Source organism: Klebsiella sp. 2019SCSN059 (assembly GCF_021739525.1).
Taxonomy (GTDB): Bacteria; Pseudomonadota; Gammaproteobacteria; order Enterobacterales; family Enterobacteriaceae; genus Klebsiella; species Klebsiella quasipneumoniae.
Map to the genome: position 1 here is coordinate 136,654 of NZ_JAKKOM010000007.1, position 20,021 is coordinate 156,674.

A 20,021-nucleotide genomic window follows, 5' to 3' on the forward strand; every position below is an offset into this window, starting at 1 on the left:
AAGTACTCATCTGAGCAAATGCGCAGAACACCGGAGTAATATATTGTTCGTATTCCTCATTATTATTAATTACCACGGCCAGCAAGGCGTCATACGTCGCCCCGGGAAATCGCACAGTGGTGGTGAGAAAGCCTCTCTTTCGCCGGACGTCTTTTTTGGCGAAAAACGAACAATAAAATTCTGTAATAACAATATATTAGATACCAATTCAGCCGTAAATCATACCGACTACCACTGATATTAACGGCGATATTCTAACCGATTCCCATCCTTTTTATAAGCCTTAATAAGGATTAACTGAGTTAATTTTAAATTTTTTTCAACATTTTATATAAATTAACAAACCTCAGATTATTACCTGTCAAAAATAATAATAATGCGCTTGCGCACAGTTTTTTATTAAAATTACTTAACATCAAGATTACAAATCAACCGCTATTACATTAAGGATAGCGTTTTTTTGCGGCCATCCATTCTTCAGCCCCCCCGTTTACCCGACAAACAAACCAGATAAATGATGGTAAAAAAGGCACTACCTCAACATAGACGACCGAAAAAATGCCATGAAAAGGCATAAACCACAGGAAAAATCAGCAAGCAGCAGATAAATCAATTACGCTTAAAATCCTGCGTTAACAAAATCTTCTCCTGCAAAGCCTTCAAAACAGCGGGGAGGCGGAGTACATTGTTCCGTGCTGACTTCCACGGCAGGGAGTGGCGATAACAGCTAAAAGGTCAAGATTCATGTCCCCCATCGAAAAATCCAGCAAGTTAGAGAACGTCTGTTATGACATCCGCGGCCCGGTTCTGAAAGAAGCGAAACGTCTTGAAGAAGAAGGCAATAAGGTTCTGAAACTGAACATCGGCAACCCGGCGCCCTTCGGCTTCGAAGCCCCTGACGAGATCCTCGTCGACGTCATCCGCAATCTGCCTACCGCCCAGGGTTACTGCGATTCGAAAGGATTGTACTCGGCGCGTAAAGCCATCATGCAGCATTACCAGGCGCGGGGAATGCGCGATGTCACCGTGGAAGATATTTACATCGGCAACGGCGTGTCCGAACTGATTGTCCAGGCGATGCAGGCGCTGTTAAACAGCGGCGATGAGATGCTGGTTCCCGCCCCGGACTACCCGCTGTGGACGGCGGCGGTGTCCCTTTCCAGCGGTAAAGCGGTGCACTATCTGTGTGACGAATCCTCTGACTGGTTCCCGGATCTTGACGATATCCGCGCTAAAATTACGCCTCGCACCCGCGGGATCGTGATCATCAACCCCAACAACCCCACCGGCGCGGTCTATTCCAAAGAGCTGCTGCAGGAGATCGTGGAGATCGCCCGCCAGCACAACCTGATTATTTTCGCCGATGAGATCTACGACAAGATCCTCTACGACGAAGCCCAGCATCACTCGATCGCCGCTCTGGCGCCCGATCTGCTGACGGTGACCTTCAACGGACTGTCGAAAACTTACCGCGTCGCCGGCTTCCGTCAGGGCTGGATGGTGCTGAATGGCCCGAAAAAACACGCGAAAGGCTATATCGAAGGACTGGAAATGCTGGCGTCGATGCGCCTGTGCGCCAACGTGCCGGCCCAGCATGCTATCCAGACGGCGCTGGGCGGCTACCAGAGTATCAGCGAATTCATCATTCCCGGCGGGCGTCTGTATGAACAACGCAACCGCGCCTGGGAGTTGATCAACGATATTCCGGGCGTCTCCTGCATGAAGCCAAAAGGCGCGCTGTACATGTTCCCGAAAATCGACGCCAAACGCTTCAATATTCACGATGACCAGAAAATGGTGCTCGATTTCCTGCTGCAGGAGAAAGTGCTGCTGGTGCAGGGTACTGCCTTTAACTGGCCGTGGCCGGATCACGTACGCATTGTGACCCTGCCTCGCGAAGACGACCTGGAGATGGCGATCTCCCGCTTTGGCCGCTTCCTCTCCGGCTACCATCAGCTGTAATCGTGCCGCCGCCGGCATTTGCATCCGGCGGCGATCCCTGCGCACAATGGAACCCGATGTTGTCACTGATTAAGGGTTCCTATGAGTCAGAGTCATTTCTTTGCCCACCTCTCCCGTCTGAAACTGATTAACCGCTGGCCGCTGATGCGCAACGTGCGCACTGAAAATGTCTCCGAGCACAGCCTGCAGGTGGCGATGGTCGCCCACGCGCTGGCGGCGATCAAAAACCGCAAATTCGGCGGCCAGGTCAACGCCGAGCGTATCGCCTTGTTAGCGATGTACCATGACGCCTCGGAAGTCTTAACTGGCGATCTCCCTACTCCGGTGAAATATTTCAATTCGCAGATTGCCCAGGAATATAAGGCGATTGAGAAAATCGCCCAGCAGAAGCTGGTGGATATGGTGCCTGACGAGCTGCGCGATATTTTCGAACCGCTGATTGACGAGCATCACTACAGTGAGGAAGAGCAGTCGATCGTCAAACAGGCTGACGCCCTCTGCGCCTACCTGAAATGCCTCGAAGAGCTGTCGGCGGGCAACAACGAATTTCTGCTGGCCAAAGGCCGTCTGGAAAAAACGCTGGCGTCGCGGCGCAGCGCGGAGATGGATTACTTTATGCAGGTGTTTGTCCCGAGCTTCCAGCTGTCGCTGGATGAAATCAGCCAGGATTCGCCGCTGTAATTTTTCAGGCCGGGCCGCGGTCGCCCCCTACCCGGCCTGCATACCTTAAAACGGGAAGAGCACCGGGATCAGCAGGACGCAGACCACCATTACCAGCACGGTAAAGGGCACGCCAATCTTTACAAAGTCGCTGAAGGAATACTTACCCGGGCCAAGCACCAGGGTGTTGACCGGCGAGGAGACCGGGGTCATAAACGCCGCCGAAGCCGCCATCGCCACCACCATGGCAAAGGGATAGGGCGACACGCCCATCGACTTCGCCGCCGCTAAGGCAATAGGCGCCATCAGCACTGCGGTGGCCGTGTTAGAGATAAACAGGCCTATCGCCGCGCACATCACAAACAGGCAGCCGAGCATCAGATAAGGCCCCTCGCCTCCGGCAACGTCCATCAGTCCCTTGACCACCAGATCCACCCCACCGGTTTTCTGCAAGGCCAGGGCAAATGGCATCATCCCGACAATCAGAATAATGCTCGGCCAGTGGATCGCCTTGTAGGCGCTTTCGGCGTTGATGCAGCGGAATTTGCCCATCAGCAGACAGGCGATGATCGCGGCGATGGGGTTGGGGATTTCATCCGTCAGCATCAGGGCCACCATCAGCACCAGACAGAAAATCGCGTGCGGAGCCTGGCTGTGGGCCGGCGAAGCGTCATCGACCTCAACCGGCATATTGAGCACCACGAAATCCCGACCGCGCTTCGCCAGCAGGGCAATTTGCCGCCAGTTGCCGACCACCAGCAGGATATCGCCGAGCTGCAGCGGCTCATCGACCACGGAACCATCCATCGCTTTGCCATCGCGCTTCATGCCGACGATATTGAGACCAAACCGGGTGCGGAAGGCTATCTCACGCACCGTTTTGCCTATCATCTCTGAATCCGGGATCAGCGCCACCTCCGCCATCCCCACATCCAGCGCCTGATCGGCAAAATACTCGCCGCGCAGCACCATCGGCTCGAGCATTTGCTCGCCGCAGAACTGGCGCAGGTCGACATCGGAGGCGGACATATCGATCAGCAGGACGTCGCGGGCGCGAAATTCCGATACCCCGTTGACGTTAACAATCACCCGACGGAACCGCCGCCAGCGCTCAACGCCGATAACGTTGGCACAGTAGCGCTCACGCAGCTTTAAATCATCCAGCCGCTGACCGATCATCGGCGAACCGGGTCGGATCGCCAGTCGGCGGGCGCGGCCGGTGAGGTGATATTCGCGAATCAAATCGCGGAAGGTGCTTCTTTTTCGTCCATCGCGCGCGGATTCGCCATTATCCGTCTTCAGCATAAAGCGCACCGCCAGCATATAGACGATGCCCAGGATCAGCACCACCAGGCCAATCGGGGTGACGCTGAAAAAACTGAAGCCGTGCAGCCCTTCGCGCAGCAGTTCGCTGTTGACCACCAGGTTGGGCGGCGTCGCCACCAGGGTCATCATCCCGCTGATAAGCCCGGCGAAGCTCAGCGGCATCATCAGCCGCGAGGGGGAGGTATTCATCCGCGCCGAGACGCTAAGGACCACCGGAATGAAAATGGCGACCACGCCGGTGGAGCTCATAAACGCGCCCAGCCCGGCGACAGTGAGCATCAGGTAGATCAGCATTTTGGTTTCGCTGTTGCCTGCTACGCTCACCAGCCAGGCGCCCATCTTGGTGGCTACCCCGGTACGCACGAGGCCGTCGCCGATAATAAACAGGGCGGCAATCAGGATCACGTTAGGATCGCTGAACCCGGAAAAAGCTTCGGTCAGCGTCAGCGTGCCGCTGAGGACAAAGGCGACAATGACCATCAGGGCGATAGCATCCATGCGCACCTTGCCGGTAGCAAACAGCACAACCGCGATGGCCAGGAGGGATAAAACCCAAATCAATTCACCGTTCACAACGTTTCCTTGTCACAAGTGGGAGTCGACATAGTGGCATAAAAAAGCCCCGACGACGCGGGGCGAAATCATGGGTTTACGCTTTAAGACGCACATTCACCACGCCGTCGGCCTGGCGTTCAACCAGCAGATCTTCCAGGCTGCTCAGCACGAGGTCGGCTTCATCCAGACGGGGGGCATCGGCAGGCACCTTGACCGCGATGGTGCGACAGCCTGCCGTCAGCCCGGAGAGCAGCCCCGCCGGCGCATCTTCCACCACCGCGCACTCCCCGGCAGGCAGCCCCAACCGCTCGGCGCCCAGCAGATAGGCGTCCGGCGCCGGCTTGCCGTGCTTCACTTGCTCAGCGGTGACAAACACCTCCGGCATCGGCAGGCCCGCCGCGCGGTGACGCGCGTGCGCAACCGGAATCGAGCCGGAGGTGACAATCGCCCACGGGATCCCAGCCTCATTGAGCGAATTCAGCAGGGCTAACGCCCCCGGCAGGGCGACGATGCCTTCGATATCAGTGGCTTCCATCTGCTCGAGATAACGGAATTCGGCCTGGATATCCTCCTCGCTGCGACCCGGCATAAAATGGCGAATGGAGGTAATGGCCTGCTTGCCGTGAATAAAACTGAGAATTTCATCATGGTCGATGGCGAAACGATCCCCCCACTTGCACCATGAACGCTCCACCACCGGCAAGGAATCCACCAGCGTCCCGTCTAAATCGAACAGGAAACCTTTACACTGCACGGGCACCTCCCTCAGGCATTGATGATTTGGTTAATTTCGTTACTGCTCAGATGATACTGGCGCGGGCAGGCGTGCCAGACGCTCAGCATCCGCTGATATTTCTCCCACATCGGGGTCTGCGAGTTAAAGCCATGGGTGCCGGCGTCAAAGTGGCTGTAACGGCCTTCAACATTGACCATAAAGCGCACGTAGCCGAGAAAACGCGCTTCGGTGGCGGCATCAAAGCCGAGGAAGGTGACTCGGCGCTCGTCGATACCCTCCGCGTCTTTCAGGTTGGTCCAGGAGACGTGTAGCGCGTGGTACATCTCCATGATGTCGATAACGGTACGGCAGGTTTCTTCCGTCAACTGGCCGAACTCGCGGTCCAGTTCACGCATCTGCAGCCCATACCCACGCTCAATGATGGTTTGCAGACGACGATAGCGCTCCGCATTGTCCGGGTCGAGCATCGTCATCATTTTGTACTGATTGGATAAAATCAGACGCTGCGCATTGGTCATTTCCATGTTGTGACTCCTGTAGCACGGTAGGGCGTGAAATAAAGAAGGCGCATAAATCATGCGCCTTCTTTTATATGCGTTTTCCGTAGTGAATTACAAATCATCAAGGAAAGTTTTATCGAGTTGTTTGAAGGCGCGCTTAAGCGTGTCAGCCAGCGCCTGATAATCGGGCTTGCCTTCGACAGGCGCCAGCGCCTGCCCCGCCTCCTGCAGTTTGCCGCGTACTTCGTAGAACCAGTTAAGAATGGAAGGCGGCAGCGGCGTCACTGAACGTTTACCCAACCACCATAACCCCTGCATCGGCAGGCTCAATGCAAACAGCGCGGTGGCCACGGCGGGACCCAGCTGGCCGCCCAGCGCTATCTGCCAGCAGAGGGTGAAAATGGCGATCGGCGGCATGATGCGGATGGCGTAGCGGGTGGCACGAATGATGCGGTTTTCAATAAATACCGGCGCGAGGCGCTTGTCGAGAGGCCAGGTCTTGGCGTAGTGCTGCCCGCGGTTGAACAAGCTAAAGAAGCTAACGGGGCGTTTCTCAGGGGTCGACATGGCTTTACCTCAACTTTACATATAAAACTTAAAAAATTCGTGCAAAACACCAACTATGCATGACATCGTTCAAAAGATTTTGGCAAAGGATGCCGCAATCAGGTATCCTGTGCCCGCCTGAAAGGGCGGATAGACTCTTTTGCCAGGCTAGTCAAATTATCGCATATTCTGCCATTGGCTGAAAATTATGCAAAATGGCATAAAATCAAATGTACTTATCTCATCGTGCCTGAAAACAGAACAAGGCATGATGTTAATCATAAATGTCGAGGTCATCCTGCGCTACGCTAATGACACACTGACGTTTTTTTAGCCACGTATCATAAAAAGGTACTTCCATGTCGAGTAAGTTAGTACTGGTTCTGAACTGCGGTAGCTCCTCTCTGAAATTTGCTATCCTTGACGCCGTGAACGGCGACGAATACCTGTCCGGTTTAGCGGAATGCTTCCACCTGCCGGAAGCCCGTATCAAATGGAAAATTGACGGCGGCAAACAAGAAGCCGAATTAGGCGCGGGCGCCGCGCACAGCGAAGCACTGAACTTTATCGTTAACACTATTCTGGCACAAAAACCAGAACTGTCTGCTCAGCTGACCGCAATCGGCCACCGTATCGTCCACGGCGGCGAAAAATACACCAGCTCCGTAGTCATCGACGAGTCCGTGATTCAGGGCATTAAAGACGCCGCGTCCTTCGCCCCGCTGCACAACCCGGCACACCTGATCGGCATCGCTGAAGCGCTGAAATCCTTCCCGCACCTGAAAGACAAAAACGTGGCAGTATTCGATACGGCGTTCCACCAGACCATGCCGGAAGAATCCTATCTCTACGCCCTGCCGTACAGCCTGTACAAAGAGCACGGCGTTCGTCGTTACGGCGCGCACGGCACCAGCCACTTCTACGTGACTCAGGAAGCCGCTAAGATCCTGAACAAGCCGGTTGAAGAGCTGAACATCATCACCTGCCACCTCGGCAACGGTGGTTCGGTTTCCGCTATTCGTAACGGCAAGTGCGTTGACACCTCCATGGGTCTGACCCCGCTGGAAGGCCTGGTGATGGGTACCCGCTCCGGCGATATCGATCCGGCCATCATCTTCCATCTGCACGACACCCTGGGCATGAGCGTTGACGCCATCAACAAAATGCTGACCAAAGAGTCCGGCCTGCTGGGCCTGACCGAAGTCACCAGCGACTGCCGCTACGTGGAAGACAACTACCAGGAAAAAGCCGACGCTAAACGCGCGATGGACGTCTACTGCCACCGCCTGGCGAAATACATCGGTTCCTACACTGCGCTGATGGACGGCCGTCTCGACGCCGTGATCTTCACCGGTGGCATCGGTGAAAACGCCGCGATGGTGCGTGAGCTGTCGCTGGGCAAACTGGGCGTACTGGGCTTTGAAGTTGACCATGAGCGTAACCTGGCTGCCCGCTTCGGCAAGTCTGGCTTCATCAACAAAGAAGGCACCCGTCCTGCCGTGGTTATCCCGACCAACGAAGAGCTGGTCATCGCGCAAGACGCCAGCCGTCTGACCGCATAATTCCACACCGCCAGCCCTGACCCGCAATACTTCGAGCTGCAGGAAGGCGGCGACACAGCAGATCCCCGGCGCGTACAGCGCGTACGCGACCGGGGTGAGCAAGTAGAGCCAACGCACGTGCAACGTGGAGTATGACGGGTCGCTGGTGGTGCTGTTTTGTATCCCGCCTGATACTGGCGGTAACGAAAGAGGATATACCGTGTCCCGTACTATCATGTTAATTCCTACCGGTACCAGCGTAGGCCTGACCAGCGTCAGCCTCGGTGTGATCCGCGCTATGGAACGCAAAGGCGTTCGTCTGAGCGTCTTTAAACCTATCGCCCAGCCGCGCTCCGGCGGCGATGCCCCGGACCAGACCACCACCATCGTTCGCGCCAGCTCCTCCACCACCACCGCTGCTGAACCGCTGAAGATGAACCACGTTGAGTCTCTGCTCTCCAGCAATCAGAAAGATGTGCTGATGGAAGAGATCATCGCCAACTACCACGCGAACACTCAGGACGCGGAAGTGGTACTGGTGGAAGGCCTGGTGCCGACCCGTAAGCATCAGTTCGCCCAGGCGCTGAACTTTGAAATCGCCAAAACCCTGAACGCGGAAATCGTCTTCGTGATGTCGCAGGGCACCGATACGCCAGAACAGCTGAACGAGCGTATTGAACTGACCCGCAACAGCTTTGGCGGCGCGAAAAACACCAGCATCACCGGCGTTATCATCAACAAACTGAATGCGCCGGTCGACGAGCAGGGCCGTACCCGTCCTGACCTGTCAGAAATCTTCGACGACTCATCCAAAGCGAAAGTCGTGAAGATCGACCCGGCTCAGCTGCAAAACGGCAGCGCGCTGCCGGTGCTGGGCGCCGTACCGTGGAGCTTCGATCTGATCGCCACCCGCGCGATCGACATGGCCCATCACCTGAATGCGACCATCATCAACGAAGGCGACATCAACACTCGCCGCGTCAAATCCGTGACCTTCTGCGCGCGCAGCATCCCGCACATGCTGGAGCACTTCCGCGCGGGCTCGCTGCTGGTGACCTCCGCAGATCGTCCTGACGTGCTGGTTGCCGCCTGCCTGGCAGCGATGAACGGCGTGGAAATCGGCGCCATCCTGCTGACCGGCGGCTATGAAATGGACGCGCGCATCAGCAAGCTGTGCGAACGCGCCTTCGCCACCGGCCTGCCGGTATTCATGGTCAACACCAACACCTGGCAGACCTCCCTGAGCCTGCAGAGCTTCAACCTCGAAGTACCGGTTGACGATCACGAGCGCATTGAGAAAGTTCAGGAATACGTCGCCAACTACATCAACGCCGACTGGATCGAATCGCTGACCGCGACCTCCGAGCGCAGCCGTCGTCTCTCCCCGCCAGCCTTCCGCTACCAGCTGACCGAGCTGGCGCGTAAAGCCGGCAAACGCGTGGTTCTGCCGGAAGGCGACGAGCCGCGTACCGTGAAAGCCGCCGCTATCTGCGCCGAACGCGGGATCGCCACCTGTGTGCTGCTGGGTAACCCGGATGAGATCAACCGCGTTGCGGCAGCGCAGGGCGTTGAGCTGGGCGCCGGTATCGAAATCGTCGACCCGGAAGTGGTACGCGAAAGCTACGTGGCTCGCCTGGTCGAACTGCGTAAGAGCAAGGGCATGACCGAAGCGGTCGCCCGCGAGCAGCTGGAAGATAACGTGGTTCTCGGCACCCTGATGCTGGAACAAGACGAAGTCGACGGCCTGGTGTCCGGCGCGGTACACACCACCGCCAACACCATTCGTCCGCCGCTGCAGCTGATCAAAACCGCACCGGGCAGCTCGCTGGTCTCTTCGGTGTTCTTCATGCTGCTGCCGGAACAGGTTTACGTTTACGGCGACTGCGCGATCAACCCGGATCCGACCGCAGAGCAGCTGGCGGAAATCGCGATTCAGTCTGCAGACTCCGCGATTGCCTTCGGCATCGAACCGCGCGTGGCGATGCTCTCCTACTCCACCGGTACTTCCGGCGCGGGTAGCGATGTAGAAAAAGTCCGCGAAGCGACCCGCCTGGCGCAGGAAAAACGTCCTGATCTGATGATCGACGGTCCGCTGCAGTATGACGCCGCGGTGATGGCTGACGTCGCGAAATCCAAAGCGCCGAACTCGCCGGTAGCTGGCCGCGCGACCGTGTTCATCTTCCCGGATCTGAACACCGGTAACACCACTTACAAAGCGGTACAACGCTCTGCCGACCTGATCTCCATCGGGCCGATGCTGCAGGGTATGCGCAAGCCGGTCAACGACCTGTCTCGTGGCGCGCTGGTAGACGATATCGTCTACACCATCGCACTGACCGCGATCCAGTCAGCTCAGCAGCAGAAGTAATCGCTCGCTGAGAGAAAAGCAAAAGGCAGCCAGATGGCTGCCTTTTTTTGTCAGGAGGCGAACAGCGTTTGCTGCCACGCGTTCGCGCGATTATTCGCGCTCGCTCTCTTCCGCGTCATCATACTCGTTACCGGCGTTGCGGGTCATCCACAGCGCCAGCGCTTTCAGGGAGTCGGGCGTGAACTCATCGCAGCGGGCGGTGATCTCTTCCGGCGTTAACCAGCACACCTCGCTTACCTCTTCTTCCTGCAGGGCAAACGGCCCGTGGGAAACGCAGCTGAACAGGCTTCCCCAGACGCGGCAGAATTTATCTTCGTAGTAGAACTGGCCGTGATCGGCGAACGGCACCCCGGCGATGCCTAACTCCTCTTCCGCCTCGCGGCGGGCCGACTCCAGCAATTGCTCATCAGCCTGCACGACGCCGCCGGCGGTGGCATCCAGCATGCCCGGATGAAAGTCTTTTGTCTCGGTGCGTCGCTGCACCAGAATTTTCCCCATTCCGTCGTGAACGACGATATAGGTCGCCCGGTGGCGCAGGCACTGCGCGCGCATCTGCTCGCGGCTGGACTGTGCTATCACCTCATTGTTTTCATTAACAATATCGACCCATTCTGTGCTTGCCAAATGATTCTGTTCCGCCATCAGGAAACCTTACTTTAAAAGCGCTCTTGCGGCGCGTCTTTATGATTGAGGGCTAAATTACGGGTAAATTGCGACCTCTGCAATAACCTGATTATCATTGAGTGCTAAAACCTGCAGACGCCCCTCATCCAGTAGCCCATAGCTGGCGGAATATCCCCCTTTCGGGATACTCACTGAGCCTGGATTAAACAGAGAGATCGCCCCGCGTTTTTCAGCAACCGGAATATGAGTATGGCCATACGCCAGGACATCGCCAGCGGCAAGTGGCGGCAAATTGTCCGGGCTATACAGATGACCATGGGTCAGAAACAGGCGATAGCCTTCGCCAAGCACCTGCTGCCAGGGTGCGGTCATGGGAAAACGAAGCAGCATTTGATCCACTTCGCTGTCGCAGTTACCGCGGACGGCAATGATGCGCTCCGCCACGCTGTTCAGCCGCTCGGCCACCTCCGCCGGCGCATAGCCTTCCGGCAACGCGTTGCGCGGTCCGTGATTAAGCACATCGCCGAGGATGATCAGCCACCTGGCACCACTTTGCGCGAAACGTTCAAGCACGCGTTCCGTGGCGGGCAGCGAACCATGAATATCGGAGGCAAACATCAGCTTCATAGGTTCCATCTCCACTGGTTACGATGCCTCTATGATAGCGGAAGCGCAGCGGGTTATCAGCCTCCGCGTTTGGCGGAAAGCGCCACGTAACGCTGGATTGAGGCCCGCTGCCACTGGAACGCCGCATAATCCGCCAGCGCCTCCGGCACCTCATCGCCATTGAGAACCAGACGATTGAGCATCAGCGCCAGGTCGGCGTCGGCAATAGACCATTCGCCGAATAAATTTTGCCCGCCGTGGGCCAGCAGTGTGGTCGCGGTGGCAAACAGTTTTTCCGCCGACCGCTTGCCTGCCTCGCTGAGCGCCGGCATTTTCACTCCACCAAACACCACGGCGGTGGATCGCTCTTCACGAATGGGCACCAGATCGCTGCGCAGCCAGGCCTGGATCTGCCGGGCGCGGGCCCGCTTTTGCAGATCGTGTGGATAAAGGCGCTCCCACTCAGGCGGCGCGAAACGTTCATCCAGATATTCGGTAATCGCCGAAGACTCGCTTAACGCGAAATCGTCAACCTCCAGCAGCGGTACGCGACGGGTGGCGGCATAGCCCGTCCAGCCGGCCTGCAGATGTTCGCCGCGGTTCAGGTCGATGGTTTTAAGGCTAAAAGGCAGGCTCTTTTCCTGCAGCGCGACATAGACAGACATCACGTACGGTGAGAAAAAATCGGCATCGGACCACAGGGTAATCACAGGCTGGCTCATAGCTTCCTCAGGGTTGGTAGACAGGGCAATAAACCAACATAGCCTGTCTTACAGGCGATGTCACTGCTCGCCCGCTGCGTGGCTGGCGAAAGACCGAGGCACCGCTCGCGGATTTTCTCCCGGGTCGCGCAGCTTCACCTATACTCGATCAGTTTGCGACCCACGACGGCGGGAAATATTATGATCGATCTCTACTATGCGCCCACCCCAAACGGCCACAAAATCACCCTCTTTCTCGAAGAGGCGCAGCTGGCCTATCGGCTAATCCGGGTCGATATCGGTAAAGGGGAGCAGTTTCATCCGCAGTTTCTGGCGATTTCGCCGAATAACAAAATTCCGGCTATCGTCGACCACATGCCTGCCGACGGCGGCGCGCCGTTGAGCGTCTTTGAGTCCGGCGCCATTCTGCTCTATCTGGCGGAAAAAAGCGGCAAGCTGCTGAGCGGCGAGCTGCGGGCGCGCTATACCACCCTGCAGTGGCTGTTCTGGCAGGTCGGCGGCCTGGGACCGATGCTGGGGCAAAATCAGCATTTTTCCCACTCAGCGCCGCAAACCGTGCCCTACGCGATTGAGCGTTTTCAGGTGGAAACCCAGCGACTCTACGGGGTACTGAATCACCGCCTGGGATCCAGCCCGTGGCTGGGCGGGGACCACTACAGCATCGCCGACATCGCCGCCTGGCCCTGGGTGAACTGCCATGTCCGCCAGCGGATCGATCTGGCGAACTATCCGGCGGTGCATAACTGGTATGAGCGCATTAAGCAGCGGCCGGCGACGGTGGAAGCGATGCTAAAAATTCAGTCTTATTAACCCCCTGCTCGCCCGTCGCGCTTTGTTGTATGATTGCAGGACTTACACCACGGAGGAAGCCTGCAATGTCTCAACCAGACGCCATTATTCGTATTAAGAACCTGCGCCTGCGTACTTTTATTGGTATTAAAGAGGAAGAGATCGCCAACCGCCAGGACGTGGTGGTGAATGTGGCCATTCACTACCCTGCCGATAAAGCGCGCGACAGCGAGGACATTAATGATGCGTTGAACTACCGCACCATTACCAAACGCATCATCAGCCATCTTGAGAATGGTCGTTTTTCACTGCTGGAAAAATTAACTCAGGATGTGCTGAATATCGCATGCGAACATCACTGGGTCACATATGCTGAAGTGGAGATCGATAAACTTCACGCGCTGCGCTATGCCGACTCAGTATCCATGACCATGAGCTGGCGGCGCTAACCATGTCAGGGAGGTGGTATGAAGATCCTGCTTACTGGTGGTACCGGCCTGATTGGCCGACATCTGATACCCAGATTGCTGGAGCTCGGGCATAGCGTCACGGTCTCCACCCGGCATCCGGATACCGCCCGCGCCCGTCTCGATCCGCGCGTCACGCTGTGGCGCGATTTCGAGGGCCATCACCACCTCAATGACATCGATGCCGTCATCAATCTGGCGGGCGAACCCATCGCCGATAAACGCTGGACCGCCGAACAGAAACAGCGCTTATGCCATAGTCGCTGGGATCTCACTCAGCGGTTGGTGGGCCTGATCCACGCCAGCGACACCCCTCCCTCCGTGCTGATCAGCGGGTCAGCCACCGGCTATTACGGCGACCTCGGCGAAGTGGTGGTGACCGAAGAAGAGCCGCCGCACAATGAGTTTACCCATAAGCTCTGCGCCCGCTGGGAGCAAATTGCCTGCGAAGCGCAAAGCGAGCGCACTCGCGTCTGTCTGCTGCGCACCGGCGTGGTACTGGCGCCGCGGGGCGGTATTCTCGGCAAAATGACCCCAGCCTTTAAGCTCGGCCTCGGCGGGCCTATCGGCAGCGGCAGACAGTACCTGGCCTGGATCCATATCGACGATATGGTTAACGGCATTCTGTGGCTGCTGGATAACGATCTGCGCGGCCCGTTCAATATGGTTTCGCCCTATCCCGTGCATAACGAGCAGTTCGCCCACGCGCTGGGTCATGCGCTCAATCGACCGGCGATTTTCCGCGTCCCCGCCGCCGCCATCCGCCTGCTGATGGGCGAATCGGCCGTCCTGGTGCTCGGCGGTCAGCGCGCGCTGCCTAAGCGGCTGGAAGCCGCCGGCTTCGCCTTCCGCTGGTACGATCTCGACGAAGCGCTAAAGGATGTGCTGAGTTAATGGCTGACACGGGGGAGCATTGGCTCCCCTGATTCCATTCTGCTGGCTAATGCCCCACGCCAGGATGGTCTCAGCCTGGCGCTGCAGCGTCGCCCTATCCCGGACAACCCGCGCCCTGAAGCGCCTGAGTTCATCGCCAGCGGGCCGGTTCGCCGGTGTTAACAGGCGGAGTAAAGTGCTAAGGTAGGCCTTTCCTTCTTTGTATTGACTGCTTTATGACGACCATCACCACGCCTCGCCTTTCGCTTACCCGCTTTGTTACCGATGACTGGCCCTTTTTTCTGCGCCTGCGCCAGGATCCGCAGGTGATGCGTTTTATGGGCGAAATGTTAAGCGAGGAGGCGTTGCGCAGCGTGTTCGCCAGTCGCTGCGCCGATCCCGGCGTGTATGTTCTGCGTAATCAGCGCGGCGATGCGCTGGGCGATATTGGGCTTCGCGTCAGCCCTAAAAATCCGCACGAGGCCGACGTCGGCTATGCGCTGCTGCCCGAGGCTCAGGGAAAAGGGTATGCCAGCGAAGCGCTGCGGGCGATCTGCGATTATGGTTTCAGTACGCTGGGGGTGCGGGCTATCAATGCCTGGGTTTTGGCAGAGAATCGTGGCTCATCGCGCCTGCTGGAGAAGCAGGGCTTTGTACGCACGCAGGTGCTGGAGAAAGCCTATCATCTGAACGGCGTCGATTACGATGACTGGATCTACCGGCTGGAGCGTGGATCCCACCCGGCGCCCGCGGACGCCGGGTGAGCCGTTTATTTCAGCGAACCTTTCAGAAACTGCTGCAGGCGCGGGCTTTTCGGCGCGCCGAACAGCGCGTCCGGATGCCCTTCTTCTTCAATTTTTCCCTGATGCAGGAAAATGACATGCGAAGAGACGTGGCGGGCAAAGCCCATTTCGTGGGTCACCACCACCATGGTTTTCCCCTCTTCCGCCAGCTGCTGCATAATGCGTAACACTTCGCCCACCAGCTCCGGATCCAGCGCGGAGGTCGGCTCATCAAACAGCAGCACCTCCGGCTCCATCGCCAGCGCTCGGGCAATAGAGACACGCTGCTGCTGGCCGCCGGAAAGATGCACCGGGTATTTCGCCTGCTGACGTTCGTCTATCCCGACCTTGGCCAGGTATTTTACCGCCCGTTCGCGCGCTTCCTGTTTGCTTAAGCCCAGCACCTGAATCGGCGCCTCCATGACGTTCTCCAGCACCGTCATATGGCTCCACAGATTGAAATGCTGAAACACCATGGTCAACCGGGTGCGCAGCAGGCGCAGCTGGTTCTTGTCGGCTACCTTCAGCTGGCCATCTTTATCCCGTACCAGGCCAATATTCTGGCCGCTGACGACGATCGTGCCTTCGCTCGGTTTTTCAAGGAAGTTAATACAACGCAAAAAGGTACTTTTCCCGGAGCCCGATGAACCGATGATACTGATAACGTCCCCGGCTTTCGCCTGCAGCGAGACGCCCTTCAGCACCTCGTGTTCCCCATAGCGTTTATGCAGATCGATAACGTTTAATTTATTGTCGGACATGGCGTTCTCAATGCGTTGAAGAAGGTTTGATATGCTGCAACCAGCGCTTTTCCGCTTTGCGGAACAAGCTAATCAGCACATACGAGATAATTAAATAGAGCACCGCGGCGATACCGAAGGCGGTGAACGGCTGATAGGTGGCCGAGTTGATATCGCGGGCGATTTTCAGCAGATCCGGCACCGTGGCGGTAAACGCCAGCGCCGTTGAGTGCAGCATCAGGATCACTTCGTTACTGTAGGCCGGCAGCGCAATCCGCAGCGCGGAAGGCAGGATGATGCAGCGGTACAGTTTGACCGAAGAGAAGCCGTAGGCCCGCGCCGCTTCAATTTCGCCCGCCGGTACCGAGCGGATCGCGCCGGCGAAAATTTCGGTGGTATAGGCGCAGGTGTTCAGGGTCAGCGCCAGCACCGTACAGTTTAACCCGCTGCGGAAAAAGGCGTTCAGCAGTTCAGTGCCTTTGACGATTTCCAGGGTGTACATGCCGGAGTAAAAGACCAATAGCTGCACATACAGCGGCGTGCCGCGAAATATGTAAGTAAACAGCCAGATGGGAAACTGGATGTACTTATTGCTCGAAACGCGGCCGATTGCCAGAAAGACCGCCAGGATGCCCCCCATGACCACCGAAGAGATCAGCAACCATAAGGTAATCGCCACGCCGGTAAAGCGATACCCGTCGGTCCACAGCAGTGATTTCCAGTACTCCTGAATAATTTCAATCACAGGTCAGCCCTCTTCACGCCAACGGTATAGCGGCGTTCGAGCAGCAGCAGTACGCCATTAGACAGGGTGGTAAACACCAGATAAATCAGGCCGCAGACGATGGCGAAGTAGAACGGCTGCCAGGTGCTTTTGCCCGCCAGCTGCGTGGCTTTGACCACATCCTCCAGCCCCAGCAGCGAGACCAGCGCCGTCGCCTTGAGGATAACCTGCCAGTTGTTGCCGATCCCCGGCAACGCGTAGCGCATCATCGCCGGGAACAGGATGCGCCGGAACGTCTGCCCGCCGCTGAAGCCAAAGGCGGTGGCCGCTTCGATATGCCCCTTCGGCACCGCCAGGTAGGCGCCGCGGAAGGTTTCCGTAAAATAGGCGCCATAGATAAAGCCAAGGGTAATTATCCCGGCGATCATCGGGTCAATATCAAACTGCGACATGCCCAACGCGTCGGTGACGCTGTTGAGCGCAATTTGCAGGCCGTAGAAAATCAACAGCATCAGCACCAGGTCGGGGACGCCGCGGATCAGTGTGGTATAGCCTTCAAACACCAGCGCCAGAGGACGGTTGCTCGATAGCTTTGCGCCCGCGCCCGCCAGCCCGATCAGGACGGCGAGAACGACCGAGCTGAGCGCAAGCTCCAGGGTGACGAGCGCACCCTGCAAAATAACCTGTGAAAACCCATACAGCATGCTGCCTACCCTGTCTGTCATCCACCACTGCGCGTGAATCGGACGCGCAGTGGTGAGGCGTGAGAATTATTCGCCGTATACGTTAAAATCGAAATATTTTTTCGCCAGCTTGTCGTAGGTGCCGTCCTTACGCATCTCTGCAAACGCCTTATTCAGCGCTTCACGCAGTTCGTTGTCTTCCTTACGCAGCCCCATACCGGTGCCGACGCCGAACAGCTTTTCGTCTTTAATCGACGGACCGCCAAACTGGTAATCTTTACCGATAGGCTGTTTCAGGAACCCTTCGCTGGCCGCGACCTCATCCTGGAAAGCGGCATCAATACGGCCGGCGGTCAGGTCGGAATAGATATTGTCCTGTCCCTGATAGGAGACAATCTCGATACCTTTCGGCGCCCAGTGCTCATTACCATAAGTTTCCTGCGTCGTGCCCTGCAGCACGCCCACGCGCTTCCCCTTCAGGGTGGCGAGGTCCGGCGTCACGGGGCTGCCCTTTTTCACCACCAGACGCGAATCAGCCGCATACAGTTTGTCGGTGAAAGCGATTTCCTGCTGACGCTTTTCGGTAATCGACAGCGAAGACATAATCGCGTCGATTTTCTTCGCTTTTAAAGAGGGGATCAGCGCATCCAGCGGGTTTTCCACAAAGGTACATTGGGTATTAATACGCTTACACAGCTCTTTTGCCAGATCGATATCAAAACCCACCAATTCCCCCTGCGCATTCTTCGATTCGAAGGGAGCATAAGTCGGATCGGTACCGATACGAATTTTTTGCGGAATAGCGGCAAAGACCGTGGAAACGCTGGAAAGGGCCAGCGCTAAAGAGAGAGACAACGCCAGTTTTTTCATAACTATCCTCGACAGACTGTCATTCTAACGGGTTTATTAGAACTATTAACACCAGTTATCGTGCCATTATTCGCCCCTTGAGGGCAAAGATTTATGCACCAGAAAGGCCATTTTTTTGCATCACAAACGCTTAACTATGCATTTTTTAGCCACAAAAGCGGCCGCCTTTGCACTAAAATGATCCACAGCGTCTGGCGATGCACCTTTTCGGGGCTTTTACACGAGCATGGCGGCAGGCCCACCCGATAGCGCGGGCCTGCGGCAGTCTTAGTCGCCGTAGACGTTAAAATCGAAGTATTTCTTCGCCATTTTGTCGTAGGTGCCGTCTTTGCGCATCTCGCCCAGCGCTTTATCAAACGCGGCTTTCAGCTCGACGTCGTCCTTACGCAGGCCGATACCGGTGCCGTCGCCAAAGTACTTTTTGTCTTTAACCGACGGACCGGCGAAGGCGAAATCTTTCCCGGCGGGCTGTTTGAGGAAGCCTTCGCTGGCGGCGACTTCATCCTGCAGCGCCGCATCCAGACGACCCGCGGAGAGGTCGGAATAGATCAGGTCCTGGTTTTGATAGGCCACCACGTCAACGCCCTGGCTGCGCCAGCGATCGTTAGCATAGGCTTCCTGCGTGGAGCCCTGCAGCACGCCGACGTGTTTACCTTTCAGCGCCTCCAGCGTCGGCTGGATCGGCGAGCCTTTGGCCGCGATCAGACGGGAGTCGGCGGCATAAAGCTTGTCAGAGAAGGCGATCTCTTGCTGGCGCTTCTCGGTGATGGAGAGCGAGGAGATGATGGCGTCAATTTTCTTCGCCTTGAGGGAGGGGATCAGGGAGTCAAAATCACTGCCGACCCAGGTACATTTCACCTTAATACGGGAGCACAGTTCATTGCCTAAATCGATATCAAAGCCAACAAAGTCCCCTTTCGCGTCTTTCGACGAAAACGGCGCATAGGTCGCGTCAGTGCCAATGCGAATGCTCTGCGGCAGAGCAGCGAACACGCTGGCCGTGCTGCTCATTCCCACGAGTAAAGAGAGAGCCAGAATCGTCTTCTTCATACAGTACCCTTAAGTGTCGTGATGTGGTGCGTTGCTTGTTATGGTGATTGCCGAGCAATCCTGCAGTTTTTGTGCCATCTTCCCGGTGCGTGCCGGGAACAGGGTTAAATTTGTTAAAATAAAGTTGCAGGATTGTCTTAAAAGGGAAGATACCAGCATTACTGGCGAAACCGCAGCGCCTGAGCGCAAAAAGACGAAATAAATGTCGAGGATTTGATCGGGGCGACAAATTTGCACCACCGCAGCGCAAGCGTACATTTCACGCACCTATTTGGTGCAATCCTGGGCCCCTTGCCAGCGAGTAAACAAGTCTTGTTCCAGGCTAATGTCGAACTGATCGAGCACCCGGTTGACGGTCTGGTTGATAACATCATCCAGGCTTTGCGGCCGATGGTAGAAGGCCGGCACCGGCGGCATAATCACTGCCCCCAGCTCCGCGGCCTGCACCAGCAGGCGCAGATGGCCAAGATGGAACGGGGTCTCCCGCACGCAGAGCACAAGCGGACGACGCTCCTTCAGCACCACATCCGCCGCCCGCGTCAGCAGACCATCCGTGTAGCTATGGACAATACCCGAGAGCGTTTTCATTGAGCAGGGTAAAATCACCATCCCGGCGGTTTTAAACGAGCCGGAGGAGATGCTGGCGGCGATGTCGCGGGCATCATGCACCACATCAGCCAGCGCCTGTACTTCACGCACGGTAAAGTCGGTCTCCATCGCCAGCGTCTGGCGCGCCGCCTGGCTGAGGATCAAATGGGTTTCAATATCCGGCACATCCCGTAGCACCTGCAGCATCCGCACGCCATAGATGGCGCCGCTGGCGCCGGAAATGCCAATAATCAGTCGTTTCACGTTCAGTTACCCCTTGCGCGTCGTGCCGCAGACTTTGCCGGATTA

Annotated in this window: 23 protein-coding genes; 9 read left to right on the top strand and 14 right to left on the bottom strand. The window is 56.9% G+C overall.

Translation table 11 applies throughout. The annotated features are described in order from the left end of the window. Positions 1–744 precede the first annotated feature (744 nt). Entirely contained in the window at positions 745–1,962 is a 1,218-nt protein-coding gene (gene alaA, locus L2I46_RS10840; protein WP_004201748.1) for an alanine transaminase AlaA, read from the top strand. 81 nt (positions 1,963–2,043) lie between these two features. Then, positions 2,044–2,643 carry a 5'-deoxynucleotidase gene (yfbR, locus tag L2I46_RS10845; protein WP_002913188.1) on the top strand — a complete coding sequence of 200 codons (600 nt, stop codon included), beginning with the start codon at positions 2,044–2,046 and terminating at the stop codon, positions 2,641–2,643. 45 nt (positions 2,644–2,688) lie between these two features. Here the strand turns inward: yfbR and L2I46_RS10850 are convergent, their stop codons facing one another. The 4 genes from L2I46_RS10850 to yfbV form a co-directional block, all read right to left on the bottom strand. Next, entirely contained in the window at positions 2,689–4,521 is a 1,833-nt protein-coding gene (locus L2I46_RS10850; RefSeq protein WP_044524269.1) for an SLC13 family permease, read from the bottom strand. A 76-nt stretch (positions 4,522–4,597) separates the two neighbouring features. Next, positions 4,598–5,257 (bottom strand): sugar phosphatase, encoded by a 660-nt coding sequence (locus L2I46_RS10855; RefSeq protein WP_023290514.1) that lies wholly within the window; start codon positions 5,255–5,257, stop codon positions 4,598–4,600. Positions 5,258–5,268: 11 nt separating this feature from the next. Continuing rightward, positions 5,269–5,763 (bottom strand): YfbU family protein, encoded by a 495-nt coding sequence (locus L2I46_RS10860; RefSeq protein WP_023290515.1) that lies wholly within the window; start codon positions 5,761–5,763, stop codon positions 5,269–5,271. 87 nt (positions 5,764–5,850) lie between these two features. Beyond that, positions 5,851–6,306: a terminus macrodomain insulation protein YfbV gene (yfbV, locus tag L2I46_RS10865; protein WP_002913194.1), complete on the bottom strand. Its 456-nt coding sequence runs from the start codon at positions 6,304–6,306 to the stop codon at positions 5,851–5,853. A gap of 338 nt (positions 6,307–6,644) precedes the next feature. On the opposite strand from yfbV, the gene ackA reads away from it, so the two are divergent. Both ackA and pta read left to right on the top strand, forming a co-directional pair. Beyond that, positions 6,645–7,847, top strand: coding sequence for an acetate kinase (ackA, locus tag L2I46_RS10870; RefSeq protein WP_008803940.1), 1,203 nt, complete (start codon positions 6,645–6,647; stop codon positions 7,845–7,847). Positions 7,848–8,046: 199 nt separating this feature from the next. Beyond that, positions 8,047–10,194: a phosphate acetyltransferase gene (gene pta / locus L2I46_RS10875; RefSeq protein WP_032453599.1), complete on the top strand. Its 2,148-nt coding sequence runs from the start codon at positions 8,047–8,049 to the stop codon at positions 10,192–10,194. 90 nt (positions 10,195–10,284) lie between these two features. Here pta and yfcD read toward each other — a convergent pair whose 3' ends face one another. From yfcD to yfcF, 3 genes are read right to left on the bottom strand one after another with little or no spacing between them, the layout of a single operon-like run. Continuing rightward, positions 10,285–10,836, bottom strand: coding sequence for an NUDIX hydrolase YfcD (yfcD, locus tag L2I46_RS10880; RefSeq protein ID WP_002913197.1), 552 nt, complete (start codon positions 10,834–10,836; stop codon positions 10,285–10,287). 57 nt (positions 10,837–10,893) lie between these two features. Further along, positions 10,894–11,445 carry a phosphodiesterase gene (gene yfcE, locus L2I46_RS10885; RefSeq protein WP_023290517.1) on the bottom strand — a complete coding sequence of 184 codons (552 nt, stop codon included), beginning with the start codon at positions 11,443–11,445 and terminating at the stop codon, positions 10,894–10,896. Between the two features lie 56 nt (positions 11,446–11,501). Beyond that, a complete protein-coding gene (gene yfcF, locus L2I46_RS10890) occupies positions 11,502–12,146 on the bottom strand; it encodes a glutathione transferase (RefSeq protein WP_032453600.1) in 645 nt (214 codons plus the stop codon). A 180-nt stretch (positions 12,147–12,326) separates the two neighbouring features. Here yfcF and yfcG point away from each other — a divergent pair, with 180 nt between their 5' ends. The 3 genes from yfcG (at position 12,327) to L2I46_RS10905 (ending at position 14,296) form a co-directional block, all read left to right on the top strand. Continuing rightward, positions 12,327–12,956 (top strand): GSH-dependent disulfide bond oxidoreductase, encoded by a 630-nt coding sequence (gene yfcG / locus L2I46_RS10895; protein ID WP_023290519.1) that lies wholly within the window; start codon positions 12,327–12,329, stop codon positions 12,954–12,956. A gap of 65 nt (positions 12,957–13,021) precedes the next feature. Beyond that, positions 13,022–13,384, top strand: coding sequence for a dihydroneopterin triphosphate 2'-epimerase (folX, locus tag L2I46_RS10900; RefSeq protein WP_002913200.1), 363 nt, complete (start codon positions 13,022–13,024; stop codon positions 13,382–13,384). 18 nt (positions 13,385–13,402) lie between these two features. Beyond that, complete coding sequence (locus L2I46_RS10905; protein ID WP_017899519.1) at positions 13,403–14,296, top strand: TIGR01777 family oxidoreductase; 894 nt, start codon at positions 13,403–13,405, stop codon at positions 14,294–14,296. On the opposite strand, the gene L2I46_RS10910 is transcribed toward L2I46_RS10905, so the two are convergent. After that, positions 14,276–14,383: a hypothetical protein gene (locus L2I46_RS10910; protein WP_032429195.1), complete on the bottom strand. Its 108-nt coding sequence runs from the start codon at positions 14,381–14,383 to the stop codon at positions 14,276–14,278. The genes L2I46_RS10905 and L2I46_RS10910 overlap by 21 nt on opposite strands. Positions 14,384–14,511: 128 nt before the next feature. Between L2I46_RS10910 and L2I46_RS10915 the strand changes: the two genes are divergently transcribed. After that, positions 14,512–15,039 carry a GNAT family N-acetyltransferase gene (locus L2I46_RS10915; protein WP_023290520.1) on the top strand — a complete coding sequence of 176 codons (528 nt, stop codon included), beginning with the start codon at positions 14,512–14,514 and terminating at the stop codon, positions 15,037–15,039. Between the two features lie 5 nt (positions 15,040–15,044). On the opposite strand, the gene hisP is transcribed toward L2I46_RS10915, so the two are convergent. The 5 genes from hisP to argT all read right to left on the bottom strand — a co-directional run bounded on the left by hisP (position 15,045) and on the right by argT (position 19,124). Then, positions 15,045–15,818 (bottom strand): histidine ABC transporter ATP-binding protein HisP, encoded by a 774-nt coding sequence (hisP, locus tag L2I46_RS10920; RefSeq protein WP_002913206.1) that lies wholly within the window; start codon positions 15,816–15,818, stop codon positions 15,045–15,047. A gap of 7 nt (positions 15,819–15,825) precedes the next feature. Then, a complete protein-coding gene (gene hisM / locus L2I46_RS10925) occupies positions 15,826–16,542 on the bottom strand; it encodes a histidine ABC transporter permease HisM (RefSeq protein WP_085551273.1) in 717 nt (238 codons plus the stop codon). Next, positions 16,539–17,225, bottom strand: a complete 687-nt coding sequence (locus L2I46_RS10930; RefSeq protein WP_023290521.1) for a histidine ABC transporter permease HisQ — start codon at positions 17,223–17,225, stop codon at positions 16,539–16,541. The genes hisM and L2I46_RS10930 overlap by 4 nt, the downstream gene beginning before the upstream one ends. A gap of 66 nt (positions 17,226–17,291) precedes the next feature. Next, complete coding sequence (gene hisJ / locus L2I46_RS10935; protein WP_002913209.1) at positions 17,292–18,074, bottom strand: histidine ABC transporter substrate-binding protein HisJ; 783 nt, start codon at positions 18,072–18,074, stop codon at positions 17,292–17,294. A 267-nt stretch (positions 18,075–18,341) separates the two neighbouring features. Further along, positions 18,342–19,124, bottom strand: a complete 783-nt coding sequence (gene argT, locus L2I46_RS10940; RefSeq protein WP_048336249.1) for a lysine/arginine/ornithine ABC transporter substrate-binding protein ArgT — start codon at positions 19,122–19,124, stop codon at positions 18,342–18,344. A gap of 40 nt (positions 19,125–19,164) precedes the next feature. Between argT and L2I46_RS10945 the strand changes: the two genes are divergently transcribed. Then, entirely contained in the window at positions 19,165–19,326 is a 162-nt protein-coding gene (locus tag L2I46_RS10945; protein ID WP_032424512.1) for a hypothetical protein, read from the top strand. A 65-nt stretch (positions 19,327–19,391) separates the two neighbouring features. On the opposite strand, the gene L2I46_RS10950 is transcribed toward L2I46_RS10945, so the two are convergent. Continuing rightward, a complete protein-coding gene (locus L2I46_RS10950) occupies positions 19,392–19,976 on the bottom strand; it encodes a UbiX family flavin prenyltransferase (protein WP_023290522.1) in 585 nt (194 codons plus the stop codon). Positions 19,977–20,021: the final 45 nt, after the last annotated feature.

What these genes read in the sequence shown, in the direction of transcription:
- alaA (WP_004201748.1), top strand. Translation starts at nt 745, where the DNA reads ATGTCCCCCATCGAAAAATCCAGCAAGTTAGAGAACGTCTGTTATGAC.
- yfbR (WP_002913188.1), top strand. Translation starts at nt 2,044, where the DNA reads ATGAGTCAGAGTCATTTCTTTGCCCACCTCTCCCGTCTGAAACTGATT.
- L2I46_RS10860 (WP_023290515.1), bottom strand. Translation starts at nt 5,763, where the DNA reads ATGGAAATGACCAATGCGCAGCGTCTGATTTTATCCAATCAGTACAAA.
- yfbV (WP_002913194.1), bottom strand. Translation starts at nt 6,306, where the DNA reads ATGTCGACCCCTGAGAAACGCCCCGTTAGCTTCTTTAGCTTGTTCAAC.
- ackA (WP_008803940.1), top strand. Translation starts at nt 6,645, where the DNA reads ATGTCGAGTAAGTTAGTACTGGTTCTGAACTGCGGTAGCTCCTCTCTG.
- yfcD (WP_002913197.1), bottom strand. Translation starts at nt 10,836, where the DNA reads ATGGCGGAACAGAATCATTTGGCAAGCACAGAATGGGTCGATATTGTT.
- yfcE (WP_023290517.1), bottom strand. Translation starts at nt 11,445, where the DNA reads ATGAAGCTGATGTTTGCCTCCGATATTCATGGTTCGCTGCCCGCCACG.
- yfcF (WP_032453600.1), bottom strand. Translation starts at nt 12,146, where the DNA reads ATGAGCCAGCCTGTGATTACCCTGTGGTCCGATGCCGATTTTTTCTCA.
- yfcG (WP_023290519.1), top strand. Translation starts at nt 12,327, where the DNA reads ATGATCGATCTCTACTATGCGCCCACCCCAAACGGCCACAAAATCACC.
- folX (WP_002913200.1), top strand. Translation starts at nt 13,022, where the DNA reads ATGTCTCAACCAGACGCCATTATTCGTATTAAGAACCTGCGCCTGCGT.
- L2I46_RS10905 (WP_017899519.1), top strand. Translation starts at nt 13,403, where the DNA reads ATGAAGATCCTGCTTACTGGTGGTACCGGCCTGATTGGCCGACATCTG.
- L2I46_RS10915 (WP_023290520.1), top strand. Translation starts at nt 14,512, where the DNA reads ATGACGACCATCACCACGCCTCGCCTTTCGCTTACCCGCTTTGTTACC.
- hisP (WP_002913206.1), bottom strand. Translation starts at nt 15,818, where the DNA reads ATGTCCGACAATAAATTAAACGTTATCGATCTGCATAAACGCTATGGG.
- L2I46_RS10930 (WP_023290521.1), bottom strand. Translation starts at nt 17,225, where the DNA reads ATGCTGTATGGGTTTTCACAGGTTATTTTGCAGGGTGCGCTCGTCACC.
- hisJ (WP_002913209.1), bottom strand. Translation starts at nt 18,074, where the DNA reads ATGAAAAAACTGGCGTTGTCTCTCTCTTTAGCGCTGGCCCTTTCCAGC.
- argT (WP_048336249.1), bottom strand. Translation starts at nt 19,124, where the DNA reads ATGAAGAAGACGATTCTGGCTCTCTCTTTACTCGTGGGAATGAGCAGC.
- L2I46_RS10945 (WP_032424512.1), top strand. Translation starts at nt 19,165, where the DNA reads ATGGTGATTGCCGAGCAATCCTGCAGTTTTTGTGCCATCTTCCCGGTG.